This window comes from Burkholderia sp. KL41 (assembly GCF_057005415.2).
Map to the genome: position 1 here is coordinate 348660 of NZ_CM174446.1, position 18516 is coordinate 367175.

The following is an 18516-nucleotide window of genomic DNA, read 5'->3' on the forward strand; positions in this document are numbered from 1 at the left end:
TGGCGTGCGCGACGAATCGGTATGTGCGACAGAGTGTAGCGGGCAGTCGCGAGCGTAAACTTGCGAACTTGATCGCCCGAACCTACGATGGCGCAATTTCCAGTCTCGAAATAATCATTGGAGGGCAGAAGATGGCGCACGCCGAATTGGATGCCATCGACCGGCGGATTCTCGCGATTCTTCAGGAGAACGGGCGCCTGTCGAACCAGGAGATCGCCGAGCGCGTGAACCTGTCGCCGAGCCCGTGCCTGCGGCGGATCAGGCGGCTCGAGGAGATCGGCGTGATCACCGGTTATGTCGCGCTGCTGAATCCGCAGAAGCTCGGGCTCGACCTGCTCGCGTACGTGAGCGTGCGGCTCGAGAAACGCGGCGGCCTCGCACCGGTGCGGGTCGACGAAACGTCGGCGCGCGCGGGCGCGACCCATGCGGAGCTGTTTCGCGCGGCCGTGCAGACCTGGCCGGAAGTGGTCGCGTGCCACGCGATGACGGGGGACATGGATTACCTGCTGCGCGTGCAGGTCGAGGACATGGCGCATTTCTCCCGCTTCGTGCAGGAGCATTTGCTGCATCACCCGTCGGTGATCGACGTGAAGACGAGCTTTTCGCTCGAATGCTTCAAGGAGACGACGGCGTTGCCGATTCGGTCGGTGCGCTAGTGCGCGGCGGGGGAGGGAGGGGCCGGGCGCGCGGAGGGCGCGGCCCGGCTGGCCGACGTTACGCCGTCAGGGCGGCGGGCATCAGCGATTCGATGAACTTCGTGGTGCGGCGCGCCTGGCGCTTCATCGCGTAGTCGAACACCGCGGCCTGCTCCTGCAGCATCTCGGCGATGATCGTTGAGTGGTCGGCCGGCGGCAGCGACAGGTACGCATCGGCTTCGCCGTACGCATACTCGATCCGCATCCCGGATTTCTTCGCGATGTGCATCATCGTCGCGTTACGCGACAGGCAGTGCATGTACAGCATCGTCACGTGCGTGTTGCGGCTGCGGATCGCCGCGCGTTCGAACAGCTTCGAGCCGACACCGCGGCCGCGTGCGCTTTCGAGCACCGACACGCCGAATTCGGCCGTGCGCTTGTCGCCCTCGGCCGGCAGGTAGGCCAGGTGGCCGACGCCGATCAGTTCGAGGTCGTGGTCGAACACGCCGAACACGGTGTCGCGACCGAAGTCGATCGTGCGGACATAGTTCTCGATCACGTGGTCGGGCACCATCTGGCCGAAGCGCAGCAGGCGGTCCTCTTCGTCGAGCGAGAGAAAGTGGGTGAGCATCTGCTCACGGTCTTTGGAAGCCAGTTCCCTGACGAGAACCGGCGCAGTACCGGCGGTGCCGACGACATCGGCAGTGCCGTTGAATCGCGTGTTCATCGTGGGTTCCTCAATGTGTGACCGTACAGCGGGTTGTGCAATGCAGCAGCATTTTACCCGACCGTCAGCCCTCGGATTGGGGAAAACCCGTATTTAACGATGTTTGAGCTGGAGGATGAATTCTAAATCCGCTTAGTTAATCGGCTATCTATTTGATTTTCAATGGATTTAAAATTCATCATATGAAACGCGCGGCGGGCGGTCGCAGTGTGCCCGTCGCGCAACGTTTGCTGCTGCGCGGCAATCAGGCGGCCGTCGACAGCCCGCGTTCGATCAGGTCGATCACCTGCTCGGCGAAGTCGCGGTAGCCGAGGCGGCCGCCGGGCTTCAGCCACGTGAACGTCCAGTTGATCATCCCGAACACCATCATCGTCACGGAAGTCTGGTTTTCCTTCGAGATGCGGTCCGGGTACGCGCGCGCCAGCTGTCGCGTGAATGCCGCGACGATATCGCGCTGGCGGTCGAGCACGATTTCGCGCTGCGCGTCCTCGAGATACTTCACGTCGTTGAGCAGCGCGACGTGGCGGCTGTGCGATGTCTCGTATTCGGCGAGGAACGCGCGCACGAGCTCCGCGAACGCGTCGCGCTCGCTGAGGCCGCGCCGCTGGCTCGCCCCCTCGACCTCGGCGATGATCAGCATCAGCCGTTTCGTGTAGCGGTCGAGCAGGTCGAACAGGATCGCTTCCTTGCTCTCGTAATAGTGATAGAGGCGTGCTTTCGACGTGCCGCTCGCGGTCGCGAGATCGGACATCGACGTGCTCGGGTAGCTCGTCTGCGCGAATTTGTCGGCGGCCAGATCGAGGATCTGCTCGCGCTGGGATTCGTGGTCGGGCGCTCGGGTACGGGCCATGGTCGAATGCGGAAGATTAGCGGTGCGTGGCGGCCGCGCGGGCCGCGCGCACCTGCGTGGAGGAGAGGGCGTCGGGCGTGTCGTCCTGCAACTCGAGCCGGCCGGCCGCCGCGAGTTCGCGGCAGCGCCACCAGGCGATCGAGTCGCTGACGAACAGCCCGCCGCGATCGGCGTCGGCCATGATGCTGCCGACGAGGCGCCGCGCGGGCAGCCAGTCGGTTTCCGCGCGCGCGAGGATCAGCGCGTCGAGTTCTTCATAGTGGCCGCTCTTGATCGTGTTGCTGACCCAGTAGCGCAGTTCGGCGTTCTGGTGCTTCGCCTCCTGCCATTCGAGCGCGAGGCGGCCAATGCGCAGCACCGAGATCGGCGCGGCCACCGGCCGCTTGCGCGCCAGTTCGGCGGGCGAGAACATGCCGGTCGCGCATGCCTGGTCGGTGCGCGACAGCGACGCGCGCTGCGCCGGATCGAGGTCGGCGGCCGACAGCCGCACTTCGTTCAGGCGTTGCGGGACATTGCGAAGGTGATAGGCGACGCGCCGCAGCAGCAGCTTGTCGCCGACGCTCGGCGCATGCCACACCACCACCTGGCCCGTCTCCGTCGCCAACTGGTCGAGGCGTGCGAATTCGGCTTCGATCTCTGCGTTCCAGTCGGGAATCTGGTCGCCGAGCACGCGCTGCCAGAAGGCTGCGCGCGTGTCGGGCGTCTCGTCGGCGCCCTTGAGCGGCCCGACGCCGAGATCGTCGAGCAATCCGACGACGTGCTCGTCGCGCCCGGCTTGCGCGAGTGCCTCGCGCAGCGACGCGGCGGCGGTGCCGCCCTGAATCACATGAATGGTACTCATCGGCCTGTCGTCAACAAAAGAAAACCGCCGGCCGGGCGGACGTTGCGATGTCCAGCCGGCCGGCGGCCCCTAGTGTAAGCGAGATGTGTGACGGCGAGAAACCGTCCGGCGCCGCGACGCGACGTCGCTCAACGCTCGTCGAAGCTCACGACGACCTTGTCGCTGATCGGGTGGCACTGGCACGTGAGCACGAAGCCGTCCTTCACTTCATGCTCCTCGAGCGTGTAGTTCTTCTCCATCCGCACTTCGCCCTCGAGCACCTTCGCGCGGCACGTGCAGCACACGCCGCCCTTGCACGCGTACGGCAGCGCGAGGCCCGCACGCAGGCCGATATCGAGCAGGCTCACGCCTTCGTACGGCAGCCGCAGCTTGCGCTTCTTGCCGTCGAGCACGATTTCGAGGTCGGCCGCCGGCGTCTGGTCGGTGATTTCGACGACCGGCGCACCGGCTTGCGGCAGCGGCGTGCCGAAGCGCTCGACGTGTACCTTCGCCTGCGGCACGCCGGCTGCCTTCAGCGCGGCTTCCGCCGCGTCCATCATCGGCGCCGGGCCGCAGATGAACGCTTCGTCGATCGCGTCGGCCGGCGTCAGCGAGCCGAGGAATTCCGCGCATTTCGCCTGGTCGAGCACGCCGTTGAACAGCTCGACGTCCTGCTGGTCGTCCGACAGCACGTGATAGAGGACGAAGCGGTTCATGTAGCGGTTCTTCAGGTCCTCGAGTTCCTCGGCGAACATGATCGCGTCGACGCTGCGGTTGCCGTAGATCAGCGTGAACGTGCTGCGGGGCTCGAGTTCGAGCGTCGTCTTCACGATCGCGAGCACCGGCGTGATCCCCGAGCCGCCGGAGAACGCGACGTACTGCTTGCCGTGGTCGGCGTTCAGGTGCGTGAAGAAACGGCCGTCCGGCGTCATCACGTCGATCGTGTGGCCCGGCTTCAGCGTATCGAAGGCGAAGTTCGAGAAGCGGCCGCCGCGCACGCGCTTGATGCCGATGCGCAGTTCGCCGTCACGGTCGTAGTCCGTCGTGCCGACGCAGATCGAATACGAGCGGCGCGTTTCCTCGCCGTCGATGTGGGTCTTCAGCGTGACGAACTGGCCTTGCGTGAAGCGGTACGCGTCGCGCAGCTCGGGCGGCACGTCGAAGGAGACGGTCACGGCGTCGGCGGTCTCGGGCCGCACGTCGCGGATACGCAGCGGATGAAATTGCGGGGTCGCCATATCGATTAATAGGGTTTGAAGTAGTCGAAGGGTTCGCGGCAGTCGACGCAGCGATACAGCGCCTTGCAGGCCGTGGACGCGAATTGCGCGAGACGCTCGGTGCGTGCCGAGCCGCAGCGCGGGCACGCGGGCGCCGCGACGGGCCGCGGCACGAAACGCACGACGTTTTCCCGCGGCGCGGCGGTGCCGCATTGGCCGACCGGCGGCGCGATGCCGTACGCACGCAGCTTGTCGCGCGCTTCCTGCGTGATCCAGTCGGTCGTCCACGCGGGCGCGAGCACCGTCTCGATCCGGTGCGGCGGCAGGTCGGCGGCCTGCAGCGCGGCGGCGATGTCTTCGGCGATCTGCGACATGGCCGGGCAGCCCGAGTAGGTCGGCGTGATCACGACCTCGAGCTGGCCGTCGTCCGCGCGGCGGACGTCACGCAGGATGCCGAGCTCGCGGATCGACACGACCGGGATCTCGGGATCGGGCACGGCTTCGAGCACGTCCCATGCGCGGGCGAGCAGCGGATCGTCGCGGCGCGCGGCAGGCACGGCGTTGGCGGGGGCGGTCTGGACGGACATCGTCGGGCTCCGTGGCGTCGGGGTTACCAGGTTGCGCCGGGGTGCTGGCGTGCGAGGCTTTGCAGTTCCGCGAGCAGGTAGCCCATGTGTTCCGAATGCTCGCCCTGCTTGCCGGTCGTCACATGCTGCACGGGGGCCGGCAGCGTGAGCGTCGCCTCCGCGAGCGCGTCGTCCACGTCCGCGCGCCACGCCGCTTCGAGCGTGGCCGGTGCCGGGGCGATGCCTTCGGCCGCGACTGCGTCGTCGATCGCATCGGCGGCGAAGAATTCGCGCGTATACGGCGTCAGGTAGTCGAGCGCGTCCTGCGCGCGACGGTGCGATTCGTCGGTGCCGTCGCCGAGGCGCACGAGCCACTCGCGTGCGTGCTGCACGTGATAGCGGGTTTCCTTCACCGATTTCGCGGCGATCGCGGCGAGCTGCGTGTCGGCCGACGTTTCGAGCGCGGTCCACACGTGCAGCATCAGCGCCGAGTACAGGAAGTTGCGCACGATCGTCACCGCGTAGTCCTTGTCGGCGTGCGCGGTGCCGGCGAGCGGGCCGTAATGCGGCAGTTCGGCGAGCGTGAAGTTCGCGAACTCGCGCTCGGTGCGGAAGTACGCGTAATCGTCCTCGGTCTTCGTCGCGCCGGTGAGCTGGCGCTCGAGCTCGGCCGCATGCGTATACAGCATGCGCGCCTGGCCGATGAGGTCGAGGCTCATGTTGGTGAGCGCGATGTCTTCCTCGAGGATCGGGCCGTGGCCGCACCATTCGGCATTGCGCTGACCGAGGATCAGCGTGTTGTCCGCGAGGCGCAGCACGTAGGAGAGGTGTTCGGGCGTGATCGTCATGGCGCGGGCGTTACATGTGGTTGACTTCGTCGGGCAGCGTGTAGAACGTCGGGTGACGGTAGATCTTGTCGCCCGCCGGTTCGAACAGCTCGGCCTTCTCGCTCGGATCCGACGCGGTGATCGCCGACGACGGCACCACCCAGATGCTCACGCCTTCCTGGCGGCGCGTGTAGACGTCGCGCGCCATGCGCAGCGCCATCGACGCGTCGGCGGCGTGCAGGCTGCCGCAATGCTTGTGGTCGAGCCCCTGCTTGCTGCGCACGAACACTTCCCAGATCGGCCATTCCTTGTTCATCACTTTCTCCTGAATCCTGAATTCGATGGTGTGCCGCTCAGGCGGCGTGCTGTTCGGCGCGCGCGCGGCGCTTTGCTTCGTGGGCGAGGGCGGCTTCGCGCACCCATGCGCCGTCCTCGTGCGCTTTCACGCGGGTCGCGAGGCGTTCCTTGTTGCACGGGCCGTCGCCGTTGACCACGCGCCAGAATTCGTCCCAGTCGATCGTGCCGTAGTCGTGGTGGCCACGCGCTTCGTTCCACTTCAGGTCGGGATCGGGCAGCGTCACGCCGAGCACCTTCGCCTGGTCGACCGTCGCGTCGACGAATTTTTGCCGGAGGTCGTCGTTCGTGATCCGCTTGATGCCCCATTTCGCGGACTGGTTGCTGTGGACCGAATCGGCGTCGCTCGGGCCGAACATCATCAGCACCGGCCACCACCAGCGGTTCACTGCCTGCTGGACCATCGCGCGTTGCGCGTCGCTGCCCTTCATCATCGACAGCAGCGCGTCGAAGCCCTGGCGCTGGTGGAACGATTCTTCCTTGCACACGCGGATCATCGCGCGCGCGTACGGGCCGTACGTGCAGCGGCACAGCGGGATCTGGTTCATGATCGCCGCGCCGTCGACCAGCCAGCCGATCACGCCGACGTCGGCCCAGGTCGGCGTCGGGTAGTTGAAGATGCTCGAGTATTTCGCCTTGCCGGCGTGCAGCGCGTCGATCAGCGAGTCGCGCGAGACGCCGAGCGTTTCGGCCGCGCTATAAAGATAGAGGCCGTGGCCGGCTTCGTCCTGGACCTTCGCGAGCAGGATCGCCTTGCGCTTCAGGCTCGGCGCGCGGGAGATCCAGTTGCCTTCCGGCAGCATGCCGACGACTTCCGAGTGCGCGTGCTGCGAGATCTGGCGAACCAGCGTCTTGCGATAGGCATCGGGCATCCAGTCCTGCGGTTCGATCTTGCCGTCGGCGGCCATCACCGCATCGAACCGCGCCTGCTCGGGCGACTCGGCTGCGGCGTCGAGCGGCGCGACGTTGCCGGGGATGTCGAGGGATTGCGTGTACATGGCGAGGCTCTCGTCCGGTTGAATGTGTGCGAAGTATAAACCAACCGACCGGTCGGTTAATAAATTTCTTGCGGATTTGCGGAAAGACTCGGGTAAACGAGGGACATCGGGGCGCGATGGTGCTGCGTGATGGTGGCCGGCAAGCGGGAGCCGCGCCTTCTGCGGCACAATGCCCGCTTTCCGACGAGGATTTTGCCGATGTCATTCCGAAGCAGTATCGCCGCGGCCGTGCTGGGTGCGGCCGCTTTTGTCTCGCCGCTCGTGGCGTCGGCTTCGGCCGCGCCGGCAGGATGGGTTGCCGCGTGGGCGACCGCGTTGCAGCCGATTCCCGACCTTGCCGCACCGCCGCCGCTTTATCGCGCGCCCGACGTTGCCGGTCGCACCGTGCGCCAGATCGTCTATCCGACAGTGTCGGGGCGCGCCGCGCGGATCCGCGTCAGCAATGCATACGGTCGTTTCCCCCTCGTCGTCGAGGCGGCGAGCCTCGCGCGCGCTGGCGAGGGCGCGGCGCTGTCCGGCGATGCGGCCGTGCCGGTCCGGTTCGGCGGCAAGGTGTCGGTGACGCTTGCGCCGGGCCAGGAACTCGAAAGCGATCCGGTGGGGATCGACGTCAGGGCCGGGCAGCCGTATGCGATCAGCCTCCAGATGGGGCCGAACCAGCGGATGACGGTCTGGCACCGCGTGTCGAACCAGTTCAATTATGTGTCGGTGCCGGGCGAGCACGTGAGGGATCCGGGGGCTGCCGCGTTCCGCACCCGCTTTACCCAATTTGCATGGGTGACCGAGCTCGCGGTCGAGACCGGTTCCGCGCGCGCCAGCGTAGCCGCGATCGGCGATTCGATCACCGACGGGCTGCGCTCGAGCGTGAACCGGAACCGCCGCTGGCCGGACGCACTGGCGCGTCGGCTGGCCGCCTCGGGCGCGGAATCGATCGGCGTCGCGAATCTCGGGATCAGCGGAAACCGGCTGCTCAGCGATTCGGCGTGCTATGGCACGTCGCTGGCGTCGCGGTTCGAGCGCGATGCGCTGTCGCGCGCGGGCGTGAAGGCGGCGATCGTGCTGATCGGGATCAACGACATCAACTTTGCGGCGATGCCGCCGCGCGCGGGGCTCGATTGCGACCACCCGCATACGCAGGTCACGGCTGCATCGCTGATCGACGGCTACCGCCGGCTGATCGACGCGGCACACCGTCAGGGCGTGAAGGTCTTCGGCGCGACGCTGACGCCGGCCGGGCTGCCGGCGGGGCGCGAGGCGATCCGGCTCGAGGTGAACCGGTGGATCCGGAGCGGTGGCGGGTTCGACGGCGTAGTGGACTTCGACGCGGTGCTGCGCGATCCGGCGCGCCCGAGCGTGCTGCAGCGTCGATTCGATAGTGGCGACGGCATTCATCCGAGCGACGCGGGATACACGGCGATGGCCGACGCGGTACCGGTCGAGCAACTGCAGGCCGCGGTGGGCGGCAAGTAGTGAGCTTCTATATATAGAGGGAAGTGTTGCCGGCGCCCTGGTGGTCGATTGCCTCCGGCGGCCCACCGAGCCCCAGCCCCCGTGCGCGCCAGCGCACGGGGGCTTTTCAAAATATTTTCACAAAGGGCTTGCGTGGATGGGGGCAGGTGCTTAGAATCACGCCTCTTCCGCGCTAACGGAAACGCAGCGCGGAAGGGGAAGCGGAGCTGGTGGTGTGCTGTAGTCTTGGGCGCGCGGCTGGCTTGGAAGTTGAACCCCGCAGTCGCAACGATGTAGTGTAAAAAGTTGTTGACGAACTGCGAAACACGGTTCATAATCTCGCTTCTCTGCTGCTGAAAACGCAGCGCTGCCGGGAAACACGAAGTTCCTCGCAGATTGCTCTTTAAAAATTAACAGCCGATAAGTGTGGGCGCTTGATGGAAGCGAGCTGATCCTCGGATCAGATAGCAAAAGTATCAAGAGTCTCACACTAAAGTAAGTCAGGTTTATGAAGCAATTCATATTCCTGTCAGCTTTGAGTGAGCGACCGGTTCTTAACCGAACCGAAAACAGTAACAGGTTTAAACTGAAGAGTTTGATCCTGGCTCAGATTGAACGCTGGCGGCATGCCTTACACATGCAAGTCGAACGGCAGCACGGGTGCTTGCACCTGGTGGCGAGTGGCGAACGGGTGAGTAATACATCGGAACATGTCCTGTAGTGGGGGATAGCCCGGCGAAAGCCGGATTAATACCGCATACGATCTACGGATGAAAGCGGGGGACCTTCGGGCCTCGCGCTATAGGGTTGGCCGATGGCTGATTAGCTAGTTGGTGGGGTAAAGGCCTACCAAGGCGACGATCAGTAGCTGGTCTGAGAGGACGACCAGCCACACTGGGACTGAGACACGGCCCAGACTCCTACGGGAGGCAGCAGTGGGGAATTTTGGACAATGGGCGAAAGCCTGATCCAGCAATGCCGCGTGTGTGAAGAAGGCCTTCGGGTTGTAAAGCACTTTTGTCCGGAAAGAAATCCTTGGCTCTAATACAGCCGGGGGATGACGGTACCGGAAGAATAAGCACCGGCTAACTACGTGCCAGCAGCCGCGGTAATACGTAGGGTGCAAGCGTTAATCGGAATTACTGGGCGTAAAGCGTGCGCAGGCGGTTTGCTAAGACCGATGTGAAATCCCCGGGCTCAACCTGGGAACTGCATTGGTGACTGGCAGGCTAGAGTATGGCAGAGGGGGGTAGAATTCCACGTGTAGCAGTGAAATGCGTAGAGATGTGGAGGAATACCGATGGCGAAGGCAGCCCCCTGGGCCAATACTGACGCTCATGCACGAAAGCGTGGGGAGCAAACAGGATTAGATACCCTGGTAGTCCACGCCCTAAACGATGTCAACTAGTTGTTGGGGATTCATTTCCTTAGTAACGTAGCTAACGCGTGAAGTTGACCGCCTGGGGAGTACGGTCGCAAGATTAAAACTCAAAGGAATTGACGGGGACCCGCACAAGCGGTGGATGATGTGGATTAATTCGATGCAACGCGAAAAACCTTACCTACCCTTGACATGGTCGGAATCCTGCTGAGAGGTGGGAGTGCTCGAAAGAGAACCGGCGCACAGGTGCTGCATGGCTGTCGTCAGCTCGTGTCGTGAGATGTTGGGTTAAGTCCCGCAACGAGCGCAACCCTTGTCCTTAGTTGCTACGCAAGAGCACTCTAAGGAGACTGCCGGTGACAAACCGGAGGAAGGTGGGGATGACGTCAAGTCCTCATGGCCCTTATGGGTAGGGCTTCACACGTCATACAATGGTCGGAACAGAGGGTTGCCAACCCGCGAGGGGGAGCTAATCCCAGAAAACCGATCGTAGTCCGGATTGCACTCTGCAACTCGAGTGCATGAAGCTGGAATCGCTAGTAATCGCGGATCAGCATGCCGCGGTGAATACGTTCCCGGGTCTTGTACACACCGCCCGTCACACCATGGGAGTGGGTTTTACCAGAAGTGGCTAGTCTAACCGCAAGGAGGACGGTCACCACGGTAGGATTCATGACTGGGGTGAAGTCGTAACAAGGTAGCCGTATCGGAAGGTGCGGCTGGATCACCTCCTTTCCAGAGCTTCTCGCAAAATTGAGCGCTCACGCTTATCGGCTGTAAATTAAAGACAGACTCAGGGGTCTGTAGCTCAGTCGGTTAGAGCACCGTCTTGATAAGGCGGGGGTCGTTGGTTCGAATCCAACCAGACCCACCATTGTCTGGCGGTAACACCTGAGGGTATCTGTACTCAATGGGGGCATAGCTCAGCTGGGAGAGCACCTGCTTTGCAAGCAGGGGGTCGTCGGTTCGATCCCGTCTGCCTCCACCAATCTTCAATGACAAGCGTTCGACTTGAGTCGAATCTTTGTCATTGGCGATTGAGCCAGTCAGAGTGATACGTAGTCAGTATCGGCTGTCGTTCTTTAACAATCTGGAAGAAGTAAGTAATTTGGATAGCGGAAGCGTCTTGAGATGGACGTGGAAACTATCCGGGTTGTGATTGTATCGATGTATCTCAAGATGATTCGAACTCTATGTTTGACTCAATTGGAATACGGCACAACGCGAGAACTCAACCTGTAGCGACTGTCGATGAGACAGACTCGTTATAGGGTCAAGCGAACAAGTGCATGTGGTGGATGCCTTGGCGATCACAGGCGATGAAGGACGCGGTAGCCTGCGAAAAGCTACGGGGAGCTGGCAAACAAGCTTTGATCCGTAGATGTCCGAATGGGGAAACCCACTCCTTCTGGAGTATCCATGGCTGAATACATAGGCCATGCGAAGCGAACGCGGTGAACTGAAACATCTAAGTAACCGCAGGAAAAGAAATCAACCGAGATTCCCAAAGTAGTGGCGAGCGAAATGGGATGAGCCTTGCACTCTTTATTTGTATTGTTAGCCGAACGCTCTGGAAAGTGCGGCCATAGCAGGTGATAGCCCTGTAGGCGAAAACAGTATGAAAGAACTAGGTGTGCGACAAGTAGGGCGGGACACGTGAAATCCTGTCTGAAGATGGGGGGACCATCCTCCAAGGCTAAATACTCGTGATCGACCGATAGTGAACCAGTACCGTGAGGGAAAGGCGAAAAGAACCCCGGGAGGGGAGTGAAATAGATCCTGAAACCGCATGCATACAAACAGTCGGAGCCTCGTAAGGGGTGACGGCGTACCTTTTGTATAATGGGTCAGCGACTTACGTTCAGTAGCAAGCTTAACCGTATAGGGCAGGCGTAGCGAAAGCGAGTCCGAATAGGGCGTTCAGTTGCTGGGCGTAGACCCGAAACCAGGTGATCTATCCATGGCCAGGATGAAGGTGCGGTAACACGTACTGGAGGTCCGAACCCACTAACGTTGAAAAGTTAGGGGATGAGCTGTGGATAGGGGTGAAAGGCTAAACAAACCTGGAAATAGCTGGTTCTCTCCGAAAACTATTTAGGTAGTGCCTCGTGTCTCACCTTCGGGGGTAGAGCACTGTCATGGTTGGGGGGTCTATTGCAGATTACCCCGCCATAGCAAACTCCGAATACCGAAGAGTGCAATCACGGGAGACAGACATCGGGTGCTAACGTCCGGTGTCAAGAGGGAAACAACCCAGACCGCCAGCTAAGGTCCCCAAATATAGCTAAGTGGGAAACGAAGTGGGAAGGCTAAAACAGTCAGGAGGTTGGCTTAGAAGCAGCCACCCTTTAAAGAAAGCGTAATAGCTCACTGATCGAGTCGTCCTGCGCGGAAGATGTAACGGGGCTAAGCTATATACCGAAGCTGCGGATGCGTGCTTAGCACGCATGGTAGGAGAGCGTTCCGTAAGCCTGCGAAGGTGCCTTGTAAAGGGTGCTGGAGGTATCGGAAGTGCGAATGCTGACATGAGTAGCGATAAAGGGGGTGAAAGGCCCCCTCGCCGTAAGCCCAAGGTTTCCTACGCAACGTTCATCGGCGTAGGGTGAGTCGGCCCCTAAGGCGAGGCAGAAATGCGTAGCTGATGGGAAGCAGGTCAATATTCCTGCACCATTGTTAGATGCGATGGGGGGACGGATCGCGGAAGGTTGTCCGGGTGTTGGAAGTCCCGGTCGCTGCATTGGAGAAGGCACTTAGGCAAATCCGGGTGCGCAATTCAAGGGTGTGGCGCGAGCTCCTTAGGGAGCGAAGCAATTGGAAGTGGTTCCAAGAAAAGCCTCTAAGCTTCAGTCTAACGATGACCGTACCGCAAACCGACACAGGTGGGCGAGATGAGTATTCTAAGGCGCTTGAGAGAACTCGGGAGAAGGAACTCGGCAAATTGGTACCGTAACTTCGGGATAAGGTACGCCCTTGTAGCTTGACTGGCCTGCGCCAGGAGGGTGAAGGGGTTGCAATAAACTGGTGGCTGCGACTGTTTAATAAAAACACAGCACTCTGCAAACACGAAAGTGGACGTATAGGGTGTGACGCCTGCCCGGTGCCGGAAGATTAAATGATGGGGTGCAAGCTCTTGATTGAAGTCCCGGTAAACGGCGGCCGTAACTATAACGGTCCTAAGGTAGCGAAATTCCTTGTCGGGTAAGTTCCGACCTGCACGAATGGCGTAACGATGGCCACACTGTCTCCTCCCGAGACTCAGCGAAGTTGAAGTGTTTGTGATGATGCAATCTACCCGCGGCTAGACGGAAAGACCCCATGAACCTTTACTGTAGCTTTGCATTGGACTTTGAACCGATCTGTGTAGGATAGGTGGGAGGCTATGAAACCGGAACGCTAGTTTCGGTGGAGCCGTCCTTGAAATACCACCCTGGTTTGTTTGAGGTTCTAACCTTGGCCCGTGATCCGGGTCGGGGACAGTGCATGGTAGGCAGTTTGACTGGGGCGGTCTCCTCCCAAAGCGTAACGGAGGAGTACGAAGGTACGCTAGGTACGGTCGGAAATCGTGCTGATAGTGCAATGGCATAAGCGTGCTTAACTGCGAGACCGACAAGTCGAGCAGGTGCGAAAGCAGGTCATAGTGATCCGGTGGTTCTGTATGGAAGGGCCATCGCTCAACGGATAAAAGGTACTCTGGGGATAACAGGCTGATACCGCCCAAGAGTTCATATCGACGGCGGTGTTTGGCACCTCGATGTCGGCTCATCTCATCCTGGGGCTGTAGCCGGTCCCAAGGGTATGGCTGTTCGCCATTTAAAGAGGTACGTGAGCTGGGTTTAAAACGTCGTGAGACAGTTTGGTCCCTATCTGCCGTGGGCGTTGGATATTTGAAGGGGGCTGCTCCTAGTACGAGAGGACCGGAGTGGACGAACCTCTGGTGTACCGGTTGTCACGCCAGTGGCATCGCCGGGTAGCTATGTTCGGAAGAGATAACCGCTGAAAGCATCTAAGCGGGAAACTCGCCTTAAGATGAGATATCCCTGGGGACTAGATCCCCTTGAAGGGTCGTTCGAGACCAGGACGTTGATAGGTCAGGTGTGTAAGCGCAGTAATGCGTTCAGCTAACTGATACTAATTGCCCGTAAGGCTTGATCCTATAACAAGTCTGCCTTGTAGATCGGCGCCGTGCGACAGCACCGGCCGCAAGATCCAGAGCGACAAGTTGGATTCTCGTGTGTGATACACACAACCTAAATTACTGCTTCTTCCAAGATTGGTTGTGCTGCGAAGCCAGCACAACAACCCTCTTTGCCTGATGACCATAGCGAGTCGGTCCCACCCCTTCCCATCCCGAACAGGACCGTGAAACGACTCTACGCCGATGATAGTGCGGATTCCCGTGTGAAAGTAGGTAATCGTCAGGCTCCCTAAGCCAGAAACCCCCGCCCGAAAGGCGGGGGTTTTTGCATTGGCGCAGACAAAATGCGCGAGTGATCGGGATCGCTGGCCTGGCTGCTACTCGAGCTGGGGCCGGGGTGCCGATTCTCCAGGATTGCCTCTGCGAGACTGACGCAGATCAGACCGATCGGGTTGGCCTTGCACCGCTAGCTGGCACCGACCAAGACCTACCATCCAAACATTCATCTACTTGCTGTTCACGGAGACGACGATCGGATCGAGTCGCGACTCCACCGCATTTCTGACCACTTCTCGTCGCGGCCAGGAGTGGCATGGCCAGCTGCAAGAATGCCCGTTATTGCGCGCAGTTCCTCTGCGTATTGAGCACTTCTACGCCCAAAATCATCGTTGCCGTATCCGGGGGGGGCACGCCTGGCGGTTCCCGTCACGACATGAGCCATCAGTGTGACCTGGGCAGCGAGTGGCGAAAATCCGCCCTTCGGCGTCCTTATGCCGAAAGCTCCAGGCGACTGCTGCCAATCGAGCGCACGAAGTCAGATTTTGTCCAAGACAGCATCTTGTAGCGATCTAGGCTTGTTTGTTTCTCAACTCGTCGCATCTTCTCTCAAATCGATCCGTGCAAAAAAGATGGGCGCTTGCGGCGCGCCACATGGAAGTCGTTGATGCATAGTGCGAACCGGACGTACGCGAGTTCCTCAACCAGATGCCATCAAAAATTCACGCCGGTTCTTTTGATGGGCACCGGCCGGCCGTCTTGAAACACGTAGACTTCTTCGATGAGCGAATAGCCGGTGCCGCGAAAACAGTCCCGCCCTTCGCCTATCGACGCGAAGGGCGTGCCCCGCATCGACGCCAGTAGATCGCGCCCTGCCTGGGGAATCCAGATCGCAGAGTGCGGAGCCATTGCCTGGCACGAACCGGTGCGTCGTATTCAGGCCTTGATCCCCGGTCGGCGCGCGCAATGCCGGGCAGCTCGCAGCGGTCGTAGAGTATCGGAAGTTGCAGGCCTGCTTTCTCGCGTCCTCGGATGGATGTCGTGCGGAAAACGCGCAGGCGTCGAATCTTGCCAAGGTATCGGCGTTCAGCTGCTCGAGGCGGGCATCGCAGGGGCATGGGGGATGTCTTGTATATACGGCGGAATCGCCTCGATAGGTCGGCCAGACGCTGATGTTGGTCGGCTTGCGCGGGGGCGAAGTGCAGCGGCCGCGCGCTAAAGAACGTGCGCCGAGATTACCGCGGCCAACCTGCGCGGCAGTTCCCGGCACGGCCGTATGTCGTCGCTGTCGATGGAGGCTCTGGGCTGCAGGATTCGTCTGCCCACGCGCCATCACCGGCACCGGCGGCGATGACGCACATTGCGGCATCGTTGATCAGCCATGCGTAGGCGATCGCATCCTGACTCCACAAGGGGGCCCGGCCTACCCGACGTGTACCGAACCGAGCCCCAGGCATTGCGCGTGGGCTTCAACCTGTCATATGCGACGGCGCGGCTGCTGCCGGGCGTCCCGGGGCATGGCTATCAGCCCGCGCCTCCTGACGGGGCCAAGCGATCGTGCTCGGGCGACACTGGCGTCTGCCGGCCCGGCGGCATGTGCGGTCAAAACCATGAATCACTGAAAAAGATCAAGCAGACGCATGAAGATCCGAACCAGGGCGGGCAGGTGGCTCGGGATAGTATGGCTCCCCGGTCGCTGAAGCCGGAAAAGTCCAGCGCCGCCATCGCGATTTCTCGTTGGACGCGTTGCTCAAACTCATGATGCGATTGCTGAAAAGCGTTCGGAAGTCGTGTCGCGTCAATCGCTGGCGGGTCGGGCCAGACAACCCTAGAAACCAGCAACGGACTCCCGGGAGGTATCTAAAAACAGATCATGGCAGCCGCCCGGCACGAAATTTGCGGAAATTTTGCATCTACCCGCTTGGCAGAGTGCTCAAGAGATCGTATGATGGCGGTCTTTCGTTTTCAGCGCAGATGCAGATCGACGCTGAAAGCGGAGTCTGACGAAGATGTGGCACTGATCGGTAGCACCCATGCTTGCCTTAGCCGGGCAAGGGCGGGAGGTCGGTAGTCAGGCAGATATCGGGAAGAGGATGAAAATAATCTTCCGGATGTGCTTGACAGGGGTGCGATGTACCCCCATAATCGTCAGTTCTCTACGGAGGGGTGCCCGAGTGGCTAAAGGGGGCAGACTGTAAATCTGTTGGCTTACGCCTACGTTGGTTCGAATCCAACCTCCTCCACCAAGATATCAGCGCAGTGAGCGGTAAGGAATCGTTTGTGGCCCGTGCGGGTGTAGCTCAATGGTAGAGCAGAAGCCTTCCAAGCTTACGACGAGGGTTCGATTCCCTTCACCCGCTCCAGACCGCGAAGTTGAAGCGTAAAGCGCCCATGTGGCTCAGTGGTAGAGCACTCCCTTGGTAAGGGAGAGGTCGGCAGTTCGATCCTGCCCATGGGCACCAGCAGTAAAAAGTCAGTGTCTTGTTGTTTGCGCGCGGCGCAACCTGTGAAATTCCTTTTGGGAGTTGAAAATGGCCAAGGAAAAGTTTGAGCGGACCAAGCCGCACGTGAACGTTGGTACGATTGGTCACGTTGACCACGGCAAGACGACGCTGACGGCAGCGATCACGACGGTTCTGACGAAGAAGTTCGGCGGCGAAGCGAAGGCGTACGACCAGATCGACGCGGCACCGGAAGAAAAGGCGCGCGGCATCACGATCAACACGGCACACGTCGAGTACGAAACGGCTAACCGCCATTACGCACACGTCGACTGCCCGGGCCACGCTGACTATGTGAAGAACATGATCACGGGCGCAGCGCAGATGGACGGCGCGATCCTGGTTTGCTCGGCAGCAGACGGCCCGATGCCGCAAACGCGTGAGCACATCCTGCTGGCGCGTCAGGTTGGCGTTCCGTACATCATCGTGTTCCTGAACAAGTGCGACATGGTGGACGACGCTGAGCTGCTCGAGCTGGTCGAGATGGAAGTTCGCGAACTCCTGTCGAAGTACGACTTCCCGGGCGACGACACGCCGATCGTGAAGGGTTCGGCCAAGCTGGCGCTGGAAGGCGACACGGGCGAGCTGGGCGAAGTGGCGATCATGAGCCTGGCAGACGCGCTGGACACGTACATCCCGACGCCGGAGCGTGCAGTTGACGGTGCGTTCCTGATGCCGGTGGAAGACGTGTTCTCGATCTCGGGCCGTGGTACGGTGGTGACGGGTCGTGTCGAGCGCGGCATCGTGAAGGTCGGCGAAGAAATCGAAATCGTCGGTATCAAGCCGACGGTGAAGACGACCTGCACGGGCGTTGAAATGTTCCGCAAGCTGCTGGACCAAGGTCAGGCAGGCGACAACGTTGGTATCCTGCTGCGCGGCACGAAGCGTGAAGACGTGGAGCGTGGCCAGGTTCTGGCGAAGCCGGGTTCGATCACGCCGCACACGCACTTCACGGCTGAAGTGTACGTGCTGAGCAAGGACGAAGGCGGCCGTCACACGCCGTTCTTCAACAACTACCGTCCGCAGTTCTACTTCCGTACGACGGACGTGACGGGCTCGATCGAGCTGCCGAAGGACAAGGAAATGGTGATGCCGGGCGACAACGTGTCGATCACGGTGAAGCTGATTGCTCCGATCGCGATGGAAGAAGGTCTGCGCTTCGCAATCCGCGAAGGTGGCCGTACGGTCGGCGCCGGCGTCGTCGCCAAGATCATCGAGTAAGCCAGTTATTCGTTGATCGACAGTTTTGGGGCTGGCAACAGCCAGCCCCAGTATGGTTTAGGGGTATAGCTCAACTGGCAGAGCGTCGGTCTCCAAAACCGAAGGTTGGGGGTTCGATTCCCTCTGCCCCTGCCAAAAAATAGCCACGTGTCCTACGTGGCATTTGTTTTAAGGTGTTATGGCGAATCCATCCGTCGAAACTGTAAATACCTCCGGCGATAAGCTGATGCTGGCCCTGGGCGTATTGCTGGTCTTGGCCGGATTCGTGGGCTTCTTCTGGCTGGCCAATCAGCAGTGGTATGTCCGCGGTGCCGCGTTGGCGGTAGGGATCATCGCCGGCGTGGCCGTCGGGCTGATGTCCGCCCCTGGCAAGAGCCTCATCGCCTTTGCCAAGGATTCGTACAAGGAAGTCCGGAAGGTCGTTTGGCCCACCCGCAAAGAAGCAACGCAAACCACACTCGTCGTGTTCGGTTTCGTGCTCGTGATGGCGATTTTCCTCTGGTTGAGTGACAAATCGATCGAATGGGTGATTTTCTCGGCGATTCTGGGTTGGAAATGA

The 18516-nt window shown here is 60.9% G+C and carries 13 protein-coding genes, 6 tRNA genes and 3 rRNA genes; 13 read left to right on the plus strand and 9 right to left on the minus strand.

Annotated elements, in window-relative coordinates; genetic code table 11:
- The first annotated feature begins 131 nt into the window (after positions 1–131).
- Positions 132–656, plus strand: coding sequence for an Lrp/AsnC family transcriptional regulator (locus PQB87_RS01625; RefSeq protein WP_021158575.1), 525 nt, complete (start codon positions 132–134; stop codon positions 654–656).
- Positions 657–714: 58 nt separating this feature from the next.
- Here PQB87_RS01625 and PQB87_RS01630 read toward each other — a convergent pair whose 3' ends face one another.
- The 8 genes from PQB87_RS01630 to paaA form a co-directional block, all read right to left on the minus strand.
- On the minus strand, positions 715–1362 hold the full coding sequence (locus tag PQB87_RS01630) for a GNAT family N-acetyltransferase (RefSeq protein ID WP_021158574.1): 648 nt from the start codon (positions 1360–1362) through the stop codon (positions 715–717).
- A gap of 244 nt (positions 1363–1606) precedes the next feature.
- Positions 1607–2212 carry a TetR/AcrR family transcriptional regulator gene (locus tag PQB87_RS01635; protein WP_011350658.1) on the minus strand — a complete coding sequence of 202 codons (606 nt, stop codon included), beginning with the start codon at positions 2210–2212 and terminating at the stop codon, positions 1607–1609.
- Positions 2213–2228: 16 nt separating this feature from the next.
- Complete coding sequence (locus tag PQB87_RS01640) at positions 2229–3053, minus strand: DUF1835 domain-containing protein (protein WP_059490190.1); 825 nt, start codon at positions 3051–3053, stop codon at positions 2229–2231.
- Between the two features lie 128 nt (positions 3054–3181).
- Positions 3182–4270, minus strand: coding sequence for a 1,2-phenylacetyl-CoA epoxidase subunit PaaE (paaE, locus tag PQB87_RS01645; RefSeq protein ID WP_059687836.1), 1089 nt, complete (start codon positions 4268–4270; stop codon positions 3182–3184).
- Positions 4271–4275: 5 nt separating this feature from the next.
- Positions 4276–4836 carry a 1,2-phenylacetyl-CoA epoxidase subunit PaaD gene (gene paaD, locus PQB87_RS01650; protein WP_021158571.1) on the minus strand — a complete coding sequence of 187 codons (561 nt, stop codon included), beginning with the start codon at positions 4834–4836 and terminating at the stop codon, positions 4276–4278.
- 23 nt (positions 4837–4859) lie between these two features.
- The gene (gene paaC / locus PQB87_RS01655) at positions 4860–5663 is read right to left on the minus strand and encodes a 1,2-phenylacetyl-CoA epoxidase subunit PaaC (RefSeq protein ID WP_021158570.1); all 804 of its coding nucleotides are present in this window, start codon (positions 5661–5663) and stop codon (positions 4860–4862) included.
- A gap of 10 nt (positions 5664–5673) precedes the next feature.
- On the minus strand, positions 5674–5958 hold the full coding sequence (paaB, locus tag PQB87_RS01660; RefSeq protein WP_027788585.1) for a 1,2-phenylacetyl-CoA epoxidase subunit PaaB: 285 nt from the start codon (positions 5956–5958) through the stop codon (positions 5674–5676).
- Between the two features lie 37 nt (positions 5959–5995).
- On the minus strand, positions 5996–6994 hold the full coding sequence (gene paaA, locus PQB87_RS01665) for a 1,2-phenylacetyl-CoA epoxidase subunit PaaA (RefSeq protein WP_027788584.1): 999 nt from the start codon (positions 6992–6994) through the stop codon (positions 5996–5998).
- A gap of 198 nt (positions 6995–7192) precedes the next feature.
- Between paaA and PQB87_RS01670 the strand changes: the two genes are divergently transcribed.
- From PQB87_RS01670 to rrf, 6 genes are all read left to right on the plus strand, one after another.
- The gene (locus PQB87_RS01670) at positions 7193–8464 is read left to right on the plus strand and encodes an SGNH/GDSL hydrolase family protein (RefSeq protein ID WP_301863641.1); all 1272 of its coding nucleotides are present in this window, start codon (positions 7193–7195) and stop codon (positions 8462–8464) included.
- 562 nt (positions 8465–9026) lie between these two features.
- Positions 9027–10559, plus strand: a 16S ribosomal RNA gene (locus PQB87_RS01675).
- A gap of 62 nt (positions 10560–10621) precedes the next feature.
- Positions 10622–10698, plus strand: a tRNA-Ile gene (locus PQB87_RS01680).
- Positions 10699–10736: 38 nt separating this feature from the next.
- Positions 10737–10812: transfer RNA gene (locus PQB87_RS01685), tRNA-Ala, on the plus strand.
- 283 nt (positions 10813–11095) lie between these two features.
- Positions 11096–13977, plus strand: a 23S ribosomal RNA gene (locus tag PQB87_RS01690).
- Between the two features lie 155 nt (positions 13978–14132).
- Positions 14133–14245 (plus strand): 5S ribosomal RNA (rrf, locus tag PQB87_RS01695).
- The 16S, 23S and 5S rRNA genes sit together here with 2 tRNA genes alongside, the layout of an rRNA operon.
- A gap of 704 nt (positions 14246–14949) precedes the next feature.
- On the opposite strand, the gene PQB87_RS01700 is transcribed toward rrf, so the two are convergent.
- On the minus strand, positions 14950–15144 hold the full coding sequence (locus tag PQB87_RS01700) for a hypothetical protein (protein ID WP_222157080.1): 195 nt from the start codon (positions 15142–15144) through the stop codon (positions 14950–14952).
- Between the two features lie 1251 nt (positions 15145–16395).
- On the opposite strand from PQB87_RS01700, the gene PQB87_RS01705 reads away from it, so the two are divergent.
- From PQB87_RS01705 to secE, 6 genes are all read left to right on the plus strand, one after another.
- Positions 16396–16481: transfer RNA gene (locus tag PQB87_RS01705), tRNA-Tyr, on the plus strand.
- Positions 16482–16524: 43 nt separating this feature from the next.
- Positions 16525–16598, plus strand: a tRNA-Gly gene (locus PQB87_RS01710).
- Positions 16599–16622: 24 nt separating this feature from the next.
- A tRNA-Thr gene (locus PQB87_RS01715) sits at positions 16623–16697 on the plus strand.
- 69 nt (positions 16698–16766) lie between these two features.
- Positions 16767–17957 (plus strand): elongation factor Tu, encoded by a 1191-nt coding sequence (tuf, locus tag PQB87_RS01720; RefSeq protein WP_006482910.1) that lies wholly within the window; start codon positions 16767–16769, stop codon positions 17955–17957.
- 59 nt (positions 17958–18016) lie between these two features.
- Positions 18017–18092: transfer RNA gene (locus PQB87_RS01725), tRNA-Trp, on the plus strand.
- A gap of 43 nt (positions 18093–18135) precedes the next feature.
- Positions 18136–18516, plus strand: a complete 381-nt coding sequence (gene secE, locus PQB87_RS01730) for a preprotein translocase subunit SecE (protein ID WP_006482892.1) — start codon at positions 18136–18138, stop codon at positions 18514–18516.